We start from the raw sequence: 12,527 nt of genomic DNA, 5'->3' as shown, positions 1-12,527 counted from the left end.
GTGATCAGCCGCGCAGCGCGGCAACGAGGCCCGCGCGGACCTCGGGCTTGTCGGCAAACGGATCGCCGGGGTTGCGCTGCCCGACGATATCCTCGAAGCGCTGGCGCACGGGAGCGAGCGCCTGGGGGTGGGAATAAATATAGAAGCTTTCGTCGCGAATGGCATCGAAGGTGATCTGCGCCACCTCCGCCGCGCTCACCTTGCCCGAGCCGACGGCCTTGTCCGACAAGGCCTGCGACACCATTTGCGAACGCGTCGGCGGCGCCTGGTTGGCCAGGTCGGCGGGCCGGTTGCGCTGCGACTGGCTGATACCGGTCGGCACGAAGTACGGGCACAGCACCGAGCAACGCACCTGCTCGGTCACCAGCCCGAGATCCTGGTACAGCGTTTCGGTCAGCGCCACCACCGCGTGCTTGGACACGTTGTAGACCCCCATCGCCGGCGGATTCAGCAAGCCCGCCATCGATGCGGTGTTGACGATATGTCCCTCGAACGCCGGGTCCTTCTGCGCGGCGGCCAGCATCAGCGGCGTGAAAATGCGCACGCCATGCACCACGCCGTACAGGTTGACACCCATCACCCAGTCCCAGTCCCGCTCCGAGTTTTCCCAGATCAGGCCGCCCGCGCCGACGCCGGCATTGTTGAACAGCAGGTTGACCTGGCCGAAGGCCTCGATCGCCGCATCGGCCAGCGCCTGCACCTGCCCGGCTTGCGACACGTCCGTACGCAAGCCGATCACCGGCACGTTGCGCGCCTGGAACTCGGCGACGGTCGCGTCCAGCGCGTCTTCCTGCACGTCGGCCAGCACCAGCTTCATGCCGAGGTCCGCGGCGATGCGGGCAAATTCCTTGCCGAAACCCGAGGCGCCGCCGGTAATGACGGCAACCTTGTTGGAGAAATCCTTCATGTCGTCTGTCCTGTCGCGTGAGTCGAATGGGGCTGCCCGCCGCATGGCGGGCATGCGGGTTCAGTCCAGCAGGTCGGGCTGTTCCTTGACGATGCGGGCATAGAGCGGCTGGAACTGGAACCAGCCCGCCTGCGCGGTGCCGACGATCGAATACGCCTGCCGTGCAGCCGCGTCGGCAATCACCTTCAACGGCGCCTGCGTGCGCGCCGCGGCCGCTTCGGCCAGCAGCTGCACCTGGCAGGAGCGTTCCATGGTGATGAACCACCACGCCGCTTCGTCGACGGTCTTGCCGACCGTCAGCAGGCCATGGTTCTGCAGGATCGCGGCCTTGTTCTGCCCGAGCGCGTTGGCGATGCGCTGGCCCTCGTCCAGCTCCACCACCACGCCGCCAAAGTCGTCATAGACCGCGTGATCGTGGTAGAAGGCGCACACATCCTGTGTCAGCGCATCGAGCGGGCGCCCCAGCGTCGACCACGCGCGGCCATAGGTGCTGTGCGAATGCGCGGCGGCGACCGCGTCGGGGCGGGTCTGGTGCACGCGCGAATGGATGGCGAAGGCCGCGGCATTGACCGGGTAGTCGCCCTCGACCACATCGCCGTGGTGGTCGCAGCGAATCAGGTTGGAGACCCTGACCTGGCTGAAATGCACGCCGAAGGGATTGACCCAGAAGGTGTCGGGAAACTCGGGATCGCGCGCGGTGATATGGCCGGCCACGCCTTCATCGAAGCCGAATTTCGAGAACAGCCGGAAGGCGGCTGCCAGGCGCTGCTTGCGGTGCAGGCGCTCTTCGGCGGCGGTGGCGAACTGCGGCGGCCGCGGCAGGTTGCGGTAGCGCGCCTTGACCTCTTCGGGCAGGCCGGCGCCGATCTCGTCGGCGCTCTGGATTTGCGGGGCTTGCGGGGCATTCATCGGTGTCTCCGTTGCTGGTGATATCCGTTGCCCGCGGCGCGCCCTGCAGACGCGCCGCGGCCCTGCAGGCGCCGGTCAGACCAGCTTGACCAGCTGCTTGCCGAAGTTCTTGCCCTTGAGCAGGCCCATGAACGCTTCCGGCGCGCTGGCCAGTCCTTCGGCAATGCTCTCGCGGAACTTGAGCTTGCCTTGCGCGACCGCGGTGCCCAGCTCCTTCAGCGCCTGCGGCCAGACCTCGGCATGCTCGGAGACGATGAAGCCTTCCACCGTCAGGCGCGAGATCAGGATCAGCTGCGGGTTCTTCAGCGGCAGCGGCTGGCCGTCATAGCCGGCGATCATGCCGCACATGGCGATACGGCCGAAGGCGTTCATGCGCGACAGCACCGCGTCGAAGATGTCGCCGCCGACGTTCTCGAAGTAGCCGTCGATGCCGTCGGGCGTGGCTTCCTTGAGCATGGTGTAGAGCTCTTTCGGGTCTTTCGCCGCCTTGTAGTCGATGCAGGCATCGAAGCCCAGCTCGTTGACCACGTAGTCGCACTTGTCCTTGCCGCCGGCAAAGCCCACCGCACGGCAGCCCGCCAGCTTGGCCAGCTGGCCGACCACGCTGCCGACCGCGCCCGACGCGGCGCTGACCGCAATGGTCTTGCCCGCCTTGGGCTGGATGATCTTGTTGAGGCCATACCAGGCGGTCACGCCCGGCATGCCGACGGAGCCCAGGTAGGCCGACAGCGGGATATGGGTGGTATCGACCGTCTGCAGGCCGGTGCCGTCGCTGACACCCATCTCCTGCCAGCCGAACATGCCGACCACCTTGTCACCCGGCTTGAACTTGCTGTGCTTGCTCTCCACCACTTCACCGACGGTGCCGCCGATCATCACCTCGTCGAGCGGCTGCGGCGCGGCGTAGGACTTGCTGTCGTTCATGCGCCCGCGCATGTACGGGTCCAGCGACAGGTAGTGATTGCGCACCAGCACCTGGCCGTCGGCAATCTGCGGCACGGGCACCTCTTCCAGGCGGAAATTGGCCGGCGTGACCGCGCCTTCGGGACGCGAGGCCAGGACGATGCGCTTGAACGTGTTGGACATGGTGGATTCCTTCCAATGGGAGATGGAAACTGCATGGAAACTGCCGATGCGGGGCAATGCGGCACATGGAGCGCCCCGCCTGTGCTGCGCCGGCGCTCAGCCGTCGGCGCCGGTATCGGTTTCGCCCGGGCGCTGCGGCGGCATGCGGCGGATGTACTTGAACGTGCCCGAGCCGCGCGCCACGGTCTTGCCGTCAGCATCGACGATCTCGGCCTCGCAGAACACCATGGTGGTGGTGCGGTGCACGGTGGTGCCGCGCGCGGTCAGGTGGCCGCGGCCCGGCGCCATGAAGCTGCTCTTCATCTCGATGGTGACCACACCGCGGCCATCGGCATCGCTGCTGCGGCCGGCCACCGCCATGGCCACGTCGAGCAGCGTCATGATCACGCCGCCGTGGGCCATGTCCCAGCTGTTCTGGTGGCGCTTTTCGGTCGGCAGCGAGATCTCGCTGCGCCCGCCCTCGGCCAGGCTGCAGGTCACGCCGAGTTCGGCAAGGAACGGGATATGGCTCAGGGAGCCGGTGTACTGGTTCATGGCAATGCGAGTGGAAGTGGGGGGTCGGAGAGGCACCGGCAGTTTGCCCGCCGGCGCCGCCCCCGCATTATTGCCGCAAACGAAGGCCGTCGCTCAGGCCGCGCTTATACGGCGCTGACGCCGCCATCGACCGCCAGGATCTGCCCGGTGATGTGCTTGCCGGCATCGCTGGCAAACAGCAGCGCCGCGCCCTTCAGGTCTTCGTCGTCGCCCAGGCGGTGCAGCGGCACGCCCGCGCACATCGCCTCGACGCCCATGCGCTCGAGCGAGCCCTTGGTCATCTTGGACGGGAAGAAGCCCGGCGCCAGCGCGTTGACGGTGATGTTGTGCTCGCCCCACTCCGCCGCCAGCGTGCGCGTGAAGTTGACCACCGCGCCCTTGGAGGTGTTGTAGGCGATGGTCTCCATGGTGCCCGGCGGATTGCCGGCCAGGCCCGCGATCGACGCCACGTTGATGATGCGGCCATAACGGCGCGGAATCATCGACAGCTTGCCGATGCGCTGGCTCAGCAGGAACAGGCCGCGGATATTCAGGTTCATCACCTTGTCCCACGCTTCCAGCGGATGGTCTTCCGCCGGTGCGCCCCAGGTGGCGCCGGCGTTGTTGACCAGGATGTCGACCTGGCCGAGCCTGGCGATGGCCTCGTCGGCCAGGCGCGCAATCTCCGATTCCTGCGAGCCGTCGGCGGCGATCCAGTCGGCCTCGATGCCGAGGCCCTTCAGGTGTTCCTGCGCGGCGCGCAACTCGTCGGCCTTGCGCGCCGACAGCACGATGCGCGCGCCCTGCTCGCCCAGGGCCTCGGCAATCTGCAGGCCAAGGCCGCGCGAGCCGCCGGTGATCAGCGCGGTCTTGCCCTTCAGGTCAAACAGTTGCTGGATGGTGCGCATGTTGTCTCTTCCTTGGTTGTCTTTGAATGAGGGAGTAAACAGTCAGAACCGGCGCTCAGAACCAGGCGTCCTGCATGTCCAGCGTGGTGCGGTCGAGCGACGCCAGCAGGTCGAACTGCGGACCGACCCTGGGCAGCTCGAAGCGGAAGAAGTACGCCGCCGCGGCCAGCTTGCCGCGATAGAAGTCCTGGTCTTCCTGGCCGCTCGCCTGCGCCAGCGCGGCTTGCGCCAGCAGTGCCTGCTCCAGCCAGATCCACGCGACCACCACGTGGCCGAAGGCTTCGAGGTAGACCGAGGCGTTGGCCAGCGTCACGTTCGAATCGCCGGCACTCCACAGCGTCTGGGTCACCTCGGCCAGGCGCTTGGTTGCGGCGCCGAGCGCGCGCGCCTGCTGCGCCAGTTCGGCATCGTCCGCGGCCAGCGCGCGGCCGATGGTGGCCTGCACGCGCTCGCCCAGCAGCTTGAACGCGGCGCCATCCTTCATCACCACCTTGCGGCCGAGCAGGTCCAGGCCCTGGATGCCGTGCGTGCCTTCGTGGATCGGATTCAGGCGGTTGTCGCGATAGAACTGCTCGACGTTGTATTCGCGGGTATAGCCATAGCCGCCATGCACCTGGATCGCGAGGTTATTGGCCTCCAGGCACCATTGCGACGGCCAGCTCTTGGCGATCGGGGTCAGGATGTCGAGCAGCAGCGCCAGGCGCGCATGCGCTTCCTGGTCGCCCGCGGCAGCAGCGGCCTGTTCCTCGTCGACCAGCCGCGCGCAATACAGGTTCAGCGCCAGGCCGCCCTCGACATAGCTCTTCTGCGCCAGCAGCATGCGGCGGATATCGGCGTGCTCGACCAGCTTCACCTGCGGGCTGGCGGCGTCCTTGCCGCCGGGGCCGACGGGGCGGCCTTGCGGACGGTTGCGCGCATAGTCCAGCGCGTGCAGGTAGCCGGTATAGCCGAGCATCACCGCCCCCAGGCCCACGCCGATGCGCGCCTCATTCATCATGTGGAACATGCAGGCCAGGCCCTTGTGCGGCTCGCCCACCAGGTAGCCGATCGCGCCGGCCTTGCCGCCCGGCTTGTACTTCATGCCCTCGCCGAAATTCAGCAGGCAGTTGGTGGTGCCGCGGTAGCCCATCTTGTGGTTCAGGCCGGCCAGCACCACGTCGTTGTGCTCGCCCAGCGAGCCGTCGTCGTTGACCAGGTACTTGGGCACGATGAACAGCGAGATGCCCTTCACGCCCGGGATCAGCCTGCCGTCCGGGCCGGGGATCTTGGCCAGCACCAGGTGGACGATGTTGTCCGACAGCTCGTGCTCGCCGGCGGAAATCCACATCTTGTTGCCGCGCAGCCGGTATTGCGCGCCCAGCGGCGATTCGCCCTCATACTCGGCGCGCGTCGTGATATCCGACAGCGACGAGCCGGCCTGCGGCTCCGACAGGCACATGGTGCCGAAGAAGCGCCCTTCCATCTCCGGCTTGACGAAGGTCTCGACCTGCGCCGGCGTGCCGTGCGTCAGCAGCAGGTTGGCATTGCCGATGGTCAGGAACGGGTAGGAGCTGGTGCCGACGTTGGCGCCCTTGAAGTAGGCGAAGCCGGCCTTCTCGACCACCACCGGCAGCTGCATGCCGCCCAGCTCGTAGTCCTGCCCGGCGGCCATCAGCCCGGCCTCGCAGAAGGCCTTCAGCGCGGTGCTGACCTCGGGAATGATGCTGACGGTCTCGCCGTCGAATTCGGGTTCGTGCTGGTCGTTCTTCTTGTTGTGCGGCGCGAACAGGTCGGTGGCGATCTTCTCGCAGGTATCCAGCGCGGCATCGAAGGTCTCGCGCGAGTGGTCGGCGTAGCGCGGGATGCGGGTCAGCTCGTCGACCTTGAGCCATTCGTACAGGATGAAATTCAGGTCGCGGCGGGAAAGGATCATCGACATGGTGTCTCCAGGCGGCGCACTGCGTGGGGCGCTCGCGAATTCTTTTCTGTTCTCGGGACGGCGTAGCGCTTGAAGAACGCTTTGCTTTGGATGACCAATGGCGGGCTCCCTCTCCCGCTTGCGGGAGAGGGTTGGGGAGAGGGCCGGCGTGACCACGAACGGAGGCGCCCGAGTACTGCGAGCTCCTGCCCTCTCCCCCGGCCCCTCTCCCGCAAGCGGGAGAGGGGAGCAAACAGGCGGTCGGTCGTTACAGGACTTCGAACAACCCGGCCGCGCCCTGCCCGCCGCCGATGCACATGGTCACCACCACGTACTTGACCCCACGGCGCTTGCCTTCGATCAGCGCATGGCCAACCAGGCGCGCGCCCGACACACCATACGGATGCCCCACCGCGATGGCGCCGCCGTTGACGTTGAGGCGGTCCATCGGGATGCCCAGCGTGTCGGCGCAGTACAGCACCTGCACGGCGAAGGCTTCGTTCAGCTCCCACAGGCCGATGTCGTCGACCTTCAGGCCGGCCTTCTTCAGCAGCTTGGGCACGGCAAAGACCGGGCCGATGCCCATCTCGTCTGGCTCGCAGCCGGCCACGGCGAAGCCGCGGAACACGCCCAGCGGCTGCAGGCCCTTGGCCGCCGCCACGCGCGCGTTCATCACCACCGCCGCCGAGGCGCCGTCCGAGAACTGCGAGGCGTTGCCGGCGGTGATCACGCCGCCCGGCACGGCGCTGCGGATCTTGGAAACACCTTCGAGCGTGGTGTCGGCGCGGATGCCCTCGTCGGCGGAGATGGTGACTTCCTTCGTCACCAGCTGGCCGGTCGACTTGTCGGCGACGCCGGCGAGCACCGTCATCGGCACGATCTCGTCCTTGAACTTGCCGGCTTCCTGCGCGGCCGCGGCGCGCTGCTGGCTGCGCACGCCGTATTCGTCCTGGCGCTCCTTCGAGATGTTGTAGCGCTTGGCCACGTTCTCGGCGGTCTGCAGCATGTTCCAGTAGATTTCCGGCTTGTTCTTGGTCAGCCAGCTTTCCTGGACCATATGGCGGTTCATCTCCTGCTGCACGCACGAGATGCTCTCCACGCCGCCGGCGACGAAGATGTCGCCCTCGTCGGCGATCACGCGCTGCGCCGCCATGGCGATGGTCTGCAGGCCCGACGAGCAGAAGCGGTTGACGGTGGCGCCCGGTACGGTGACCGGGCAGCCGGCGCGCAGCGCGATCTGGCGCGCGATATTGGCGCCGGTGGCGCCTTCCGGGTTGGCGCAGCCCATCAGCACGTCCTCGACCTCGGCGGCCTCGATCTTGGCGCGCGCGATGGCGTGCTGGACCGCATGGCCACCCAGCGTGGCGCCGTGGGTCATGTTGAAGGCGCCCTTCCAGCTCTTGGCCAGCGCGGTACGTGCGGTGGATACGATGACTGCTTCGTTCATGTGTTGCTCCTCGGAATCTCTTGTGTCGTTCAGTTCGGTGTTTCGGTTCAGCCCTGGCCCTTGAGCAAGTCGGCGGACATCACGCGCGCGACGCCGGCGGCGCCGAGCTCCTGCCATGCCCTGGCCAGCGACCCCTGCAGGTCAATGGCCCGGCACGCGTCCTCGATCACCGCGGCCTCGAAGCCCGCGGCGCGCGCATCGAGCACGCTCCAGGCCACGCAGTAGTCCGTCGCCAGCCCGGCACAGAACACGCGCCTGACGCCGTGCTCGCGCAGGTAGCCGGCCAGCCCGGTGCGCGTGGCGCGGTCCGCTTCCATAAAGGCGGAGTAGCTGTCCACACCGGCATGGTGGCCCTTGCGGATCACCAGCCGCGCGTGCGGCACGTCCAGCCCCGCATGCAGCGCGGCGCCGGGCGTGTCCTGCACGCAGTGCACCGGCCACAGCACCTGCTCGCCATACGGCAGCGCCAGCGTCTGGAACGGCTGCGCGCCGGCATGGTTGGCCGCGAACGAGACGTGCGCGGCCGGATGCCAGTCCTGCGTCAGCACCACATGCCCGAACGCGTGCGCCAGCCGGTTGATGACGGGCACCACCTCGTCGCCATTGGGCACGGCAAGCGCGCCACCCGGCATGAAGTCGTTCTGCACGTCGATCACCAGCAGGCAATCGTCCGGTCCGATGATGGTGTTCATGGCCCTCCTGGCTGAACCCTGTCGGTGTGAGCCGCGTCTTAGCCGTTGAAGCCCTTGCCTTCGTCCGCCAGCTTCTGCAGCAGCGGCGCGACCTGCCAGGCTTCGCCGTGGTAGCCCTTGGCGTAGCGCTTCATGGCCAGCGCCACGTTGTACAGGCCGACCTGGTCGGCGTACAGCATCGGGCCGCCGCGGAACAGCGGGAAGCCGTAGCCGGTCAGGTACACCATGTCGATATCCGAGGCCTTGGAAGCAATGCCCTCTTCCAGGATCTTGGCGCCTTCGTTGACCAGCGCGAACACCAGGCGCTCGACGATTTCCTCATCCGAGATCTTGCGACGCGTGATGCCGAGGTCCTTGGAGTGCTGCACGATCATGTCGTTGACCTGCTGGTTCGGGTACGGCTTGCGGTCGCCCGCCTTGTAGTCGTACCAGCCCGCGCCGGTCTTCTGGCCGAAGCGGCCCATCTCGCACAGCAGGTCGGCGGTCTTCGAATACTGGATGTCCGGCTTGTCCACGGCGCGGCGCTGGCGGATGGCCCAGCCGATGTCGTTGCCGGCCAGGTCGCCCATGCGGAACGGGCCCATGGCAAAGCCGAACTTCTCGATGGCCTTGTCGACCTGCTCGGGCAACGCGCCCTCGTCCAGCAGGTAGCCGGCCTGGCGGCTGTACTGCTCGATCATGCGGTTGCCGATAAAGCCGTCGCACACGCCCGACACCACCGCGGTCTTCTTGATCTTCTTGGCCACCTGCATCACCGTGGCCAGCACGTCCTTGCCGGTCTGGTCGCCGCGCACCACTTCCAGCAGCTTCATCACGTTGGCCGGGCTGAAGAAGTGCATGCCGACCACGTCCTGCGGACGCCTGGTGAACGAGGCGATCTTGTTGACGTCCAGCGTGGAGGTGTTCGACGCCAGGATCGCGCCCGGCTTCATCACTTCATCCAGCTTCTTGAACACGATCTCCTTGACGCCCATTTCCTCGAACACGGCCTCGATGACCATGTCGGCGTCCTTGATGTCGTCATACGACAGCGTGGTGGAGAGCAGGCCCATGCGCTGCTCGACCTTCTCCTGCGTCAGCTTGCCCTTCTTGGCGCTGTTCTCGTAGTTCTTGCGGATGATGCCGACGCCGCGGTCGAGCGCTTCCTGCTTGGTTTCCAGGATCGTGACCGGGATGCCCGCGTTGAGGAAGTTCATGCTGATGCCGCCACCCATGGTGCCGGCGCCGATCACGGCAACCTTCTCGATCTTGCGCACCGGGGTGCCTTCGGGCACGTCGGGAATCTTGCTGGCGGCACGCTCGCCGAAGAAGGCATGGCGCAGCGCGCGCGACTCCGGCGTGGTCACCAGGAACAGGAAGCCCTCGCGCTCCTGCTTCAGGCCCTGCTCGAACGGCTTGAGCGATCCGGCCACCGCTTCCAGGCACTTCAGCGGCGCCGGGAAGTTCTTGGCCATCGCGGCCACGGTATTGCGGGCGAAGCCGAGGTAGCCCTCGGCATTCTCGTGGCGCACCTTCAGGTCGCGCACCTTCGGGTGCGGGCCGCTGGCGGCGCCGACGTTCTGGGCGAACTTGACCGCCGCGGGCAGCACGTCACCCTCGACGATTTCATCGAACAGCTTGGTGCCGGCGAACTTCTCGGACGGCACCGCGGTGCCCGACACGATCATGTTGGCGGCGGCCTCCAGGCCGATCACGCGCGGCAGGCGCTGCGTGCCGCCGGCGCCAGGCAGCAGGCCCAGCTTCACTTCCGGCAGCGCGATCTGCGCGCCCTTGGACGCGACGCGGTAATTGCAGCCCAGCGCCAGTTCCAGGCCGCCGCCCATGGCGACCGAATGGACCGCCGCCACCACCGGCTTGGACGAGGCTTCCAGCACGCGGATCACCGAGTGCAGGGTCGGCTCCTGCATGGCCTTGGGTGTATTGAATTCACGGATATCGGCGCCGCCCGAGAAAGCCTTGCCAGCGCCGGTGATGACGATCGCCTTGACGGCGGCATCGTCCAGCGCACGGGTCATGCCTTCGACGATGCCAAGCCGGGTGCTGTGACCCAGGCCGTTGACAGGGGGATTGTCGAGCGTGATGACGGCTACGCCGTCCTGAACCTGATACTGCGCTGTCATGCTGGTTCCTTTGGTGTCAGAAGTTGTCTCGGGATTCGAATTCTCGAATGAATGTTCTCTGCAGCGCGGGGCGAGCCGGCTGTTGCCGGCGCCGCCCCCGGTCCGCGGCCGTCACGAGGGGGTTAACCCTTGACCCGATCCGCCGCTTTCCCGCGCCCCACAACGCCTTCCGGCGCTTGGGCGAAACAAGCATACACAAAATAGCACGGTCGTTCAATTTCAATTTCCGAACATTTCGGGGCCATGCGCAACGCGAATGCCGCCCCTGATCGCGCTGCATGGAGCCGGTGCTTAACGACTGCCAGCGAAGCGCATGCGATGCCGGTTAAGGCACTTCGTCGTACCGGTCGCGCCGCCTCCCAGACCAGTATCGGCCTTTATTTGACCGATACGGGAAAATCGCCGGGGCAGACGCGGTAGACTCGCGGCTTTTCGTTTTTTGCCGCCGGGCCTTCACGAGATGCCGGGCGGCCGAAGGTCCAGCGACCCTGATGTCTTCCCCCACCACTTCTTCGTTCGGGCGCGCTTTGGCGCAGCATGGACACCAGCACCCGCTCGTCGAGCACGACGACCTCCAGCGCAAGCTCAAGGCCCGCCACCTGACCATGATCGCCGTCGGCGGCGCGGTCGGCACCGGCCTGTTCGTGGCCTCGGGTGCGTCGATCGCGCAGGCCGGCCCGGGCGGCGCGCTGCTGATGTATATGCTGCTGGGCCTGATGGTGTATTGCCTGATGACCAGCCTGGGCGAGCTGGCGGTGCACATGCCGGTGGCCGGCTCCTTTGTCACCTACAGCGCGCTCTATGTCGACGAGGGCTTCGGCTTCGCGCTGGGCTGGAACTACTGGTTCAGCCTGGCGGTGACCATCGCCGTCGAACTGACCGCGGCACAGCTGGTGATGCAGTACTGGTTTCCCGACATGCCCGGGGTGTTCTGGAGCGCCGGCTTCCTGCTGCTGATGTTCGGGCTCAACGCGTTCTCGGTGCGCGGCTTCGGCGAGGCCGAATACTGGTTCGCGCTGGTCAAGGTAATCACCGTGGTGGTATTCCTGGGCGTGGGGCTGCTGATGATCTTCGGCATCATGCAGGGCGGCCCGCAGTCCGGCTGGCACAATTTCACCACCGGCGACGCGCCCTTTGTCGGCGGCATCCCGGCCATGTTCGGCGTGGCCATGATCGCGGGCTTCTCCTTCCTCGGCACCGAAACCGTCGGCGTCGCCGCCGGCGAGGCCGAGCGCCCCGCCATCACCATTCCGCGTGCGATCCGCCAGACCTTCTGGCGCATCCTGCTGTTCTACGTGCTGGCGATCCTGGTCATCGGGGTGCTGATCCCCTATACCGATCCCAACCTGCTGCGCAACGACGTGACCGACGTGGGCGTCAGCCCGTTCGCGCTGGTGTTCCGCCACGCCGGGCTGGCCTTCGCCGCCGGGCTGATGAACGCGGTGGTGCTGACCGCGCTGCTGTCGGCCGGCACCTCCAGCATGTACGTGTCGACGCGGATCCTGTATGGCCTCGCCGTCAGCCGCCGCGCCCCGCGCGTGTTCGCCAGGCTGACGCCGAACGGCGTGCCGTTCCACGCGCTGCTGGCGACCACCGGCATCGGCGCGCTGTGCTTTCTGAGTTCGCTGCTCGGCAACAAGACCGCCTACCTGTGGCTGCTCAACACCTCGGCCATGACCGGCTTCATCGCCTGGCTCGGCATCGCCGTCAGCCACTACCGCTTCCGCCGCGGCCTGGCCCGCCAGGGCCATGACGTCAGCCAGCTTGCCTACCGCTCGCCGCTGTATCCGTTCGGGCCGATTTTCTCGACGGTGCTGTGCGTGGTGATCATCGGCGGGCAGAATTACCAGGCCTTCGCCGACATCCCGAACCGTTGGCAGGAAATCGTCGCTACCTATATTGGCGTACCGGTGTTCCTGGTGCTGTGGCTGGGATATCGGCTGGTTACCGGGTCGCGGCTGATCGCGTATGAGGATATGCCGTTTGAGTTTGCGCAGCGGAAGGCGGAGGACACGCGAGAGGCCGCGTAAGAAGTTGGGGCCGGGCAC

At 66.8% G+C, this 12,527-nt stretch carries 10 protein-coding genes; 1 reads left to right on the top strand and 9 read right to left on the bottom strand.

Annotation, left to right across the window (positions count from 1 at the left end):
• Positions 1-4: 4 nt before the first annotated feature.
• The 9 genes from MKD38_RS22350 to MKD38_RS22310 form a co-directional block, all read right to left on the bottom strand.
• Entirely contained in the window at positions 5-907 is a 903-nt protein-coding gene (locus tag MKD38_RS22350) for an SDR family oxidoreductase (RefSeq protein ID WP_252680147.1), read from the bottom strand.
• 60 nt (positions 908-967) lie between these two features.
• Complete coding sequence (locus MKD38_RS22345; RefSeq protein ID WP_252680146.1) at positions 968-1,816, bottom strand: class II aldolase/adducin family protein; 849 nt, start codon at positions 1,814-1,816, stop codon at positions 968-970.
• Between the two features lie 75 nt (positions 1,817-1,891).
• Positions 1,892-2,902, bottom strand: coding sequence for an NADP-dependent oxidoreductase (locus tag MKD38_RS22340; protein WP_252680144.1), 1,011 nt, complete (start codon positions 2,900-2,902; stop codon positions 1,892-1,894).
• A 96-nt stretch (positions 2,903-2,998) separates the two neighbouring features.
• The gene (locus MKD38_RS22335) at positions 2,999-3,436 is read right to left on the bottom strand and encodes a PaaI family thioesterase (RefSeq protein WP_111521010.1); all 438 of its coding nucleotides are present in this window, start codon (positions 3,434-3,436) and stop codon (positions 2,999-3,001) included.
• 104 nt (positions 3,437-3,540) lie between these two features.
• Positions 3,541-4,323, bottom strand: coding sequence for an SDR family oxidoreductase (locus MKD38_RS22330; protein ID WP_252680142.1), 783 nt, complete (start codon positions 4,321-4,323; stop codon positions 3,541-3,543).
• A gap of 55 nt (positions 4,324-4,378) precedes the next feature.
• Positions 4,379-6,241 carry an acyl-CoA dehydrogenase gene (locus tag MKD38_RS22325; protein WP_252680140.1) on the bottom strand — a complete coding sequence of 621 codons (1,863 nt, stop codon included), beginning with the start codon at positions 6,239-6,241 and terminating at the stop codon, positions 4,379-4,381.
• 247 nt (positions 6,242-6,488) lie between these two features.
• Positions 6,489-7,667 carry an acetyl-CoA C-acyltransferase gene (locus tag MKD38_RS22320; protein WP_252680138.1) on the bottom strand — a complete coding sequence of 393 codons (1,179 nt, stop codon included), beginning with the start codon at positions 7,665-7,667 and terminating at the stop codon, positions 6,489-6,491.
• Between the two features lie 47 nt (positions 7,668-7,714).
• A complete protein-coding gene (gene pncA / locus MKD38_RS22315) occupies positions 7,715-8,359 on the bottom strand; it encodes a bifunctional nicotinamidase/pyrazinamidase (RefSeq protein ID WP_252680135.1) in 645 nt (214 codons plus the stop codon).
• A gap of 38 nt (positions 8,360-8,397) precedes the next feature.
• Positions 8,398-10,479, bottom strand: a complete 2,082-nt coding sequence (locus MKD38_RS22310) for a 3-hydroxyacyl-CoA dehydrogenase NAD-binding domain-containing protein (RefSeq protein WP_252680133.1) — start codon at positions 10,477-10,479, stop codon at positions 8,398-8,400.
• 491 nt (positions 10,480-10,970) lie between these two features.
• Here MKD38_RS22310 and MKD38_RS22305 point away from each other — a divergent pair, with 491 nt between their 5' ends.
• Positions 10,971-12,509 (top strand): amino acid permease, encoded by a 1,539-nt coding sequence (locus MKD38_RS22305; protein ID WP_256505781.1) that lies wholly within the window; start codon positions 10,971-10,973, stop codon positions 12,507-12,509.
• The last annotated feature ends 18 nt before the right edge of the window (positions 12,510-12,527 follow it).

Origin of the sequence: Cupriavidus sp. WGlv3, from assembly GCF_023952475.1 — a bacterium.
GTDB lineage: Bacteria > Pseudomonadota > Gammaproteobacteria > Burkholderiales > Burkholderiaceae > Cupriavidus > Cupriavidus phytorum.
The sequence above is the reverse complement of the archived record's forward strand: the minus strand, read 5'-3'. Positions and strand labels throughout refer to the sequence as shown.

Bases quoted from the DNA above. Each gene is read 5' to 3' on its own strand.
- MKD38_RS22350 (WP_252680147.1), bottom strand. From the start codon at position 907: ATGAAGGATTTCTCCAACAAGGTTGCCGTCATTACCGGCGGCGCCTCG.
- MKD38_RS22345 (WP_252680146.1), bottom strand. From the start codon at position 1,816: ATGAATGCCCCGCAAGCCCCGCAAATCCAGAGCGCCGACGAGATCGGC.
- MKD38_RS22340 (WP_252680144.1), bottom strand. From the start codon at position 2,902: ATGTCCAACACGTTCAAGCGCATCGTCCTGGCCTCGCGTCCCGAAGGC.
- MKD38_RS22335 (WP_111521010.1), bottom strand. From the start codon at position 3,436: ATGAACCAGTACACCGGCTCCCTGAGCCATATCCCGTTCCTTGCCGAA.
- MKD38_RS22330 (WP_252680142.1), bottom strand. From the start codon at position 4,323: ATGCGCACCATCCAGCAACTGTTTGACCTGAAGGGCAAGACCGCGCTG.
- MKD38_RS22325 (WP_252680140.1), bottom strand. From the start codon at position 6,241: ATGTCGATGATCCTTTCCCGCCGCGACCTGAATTTCATCCTGTACGAA.
- MKD38_RS22320 (WP_252680138.1), bottom strand. From the start codon at position 7,667: ATGAACGAAGCAGTCATCGTATCCACCGCACGTACCGCGCTGGCCAAG.
- pncA (WP_252680135.1), bottom strand. From the start codon at position 8,359: ATGAACACCATCATCGGACCGGACGATTGCCTGCTGGTGATCGACGTG.
- MKD38_RS22310 (WP_252680133.1), bottom strand. From the start codon at position 10,479: ATGACAGCGCAGTATCAGGTTCAGGACGGCGTAGCCGTCATCACGCTC.
- MKD38_RS22305 (WP_256505781.1), top strand. From the start codon at position 10,971: ATGTCTTCCCCCACCACTTCTTCGTTCGGGCGCGCTTTGGCGCAGCAT.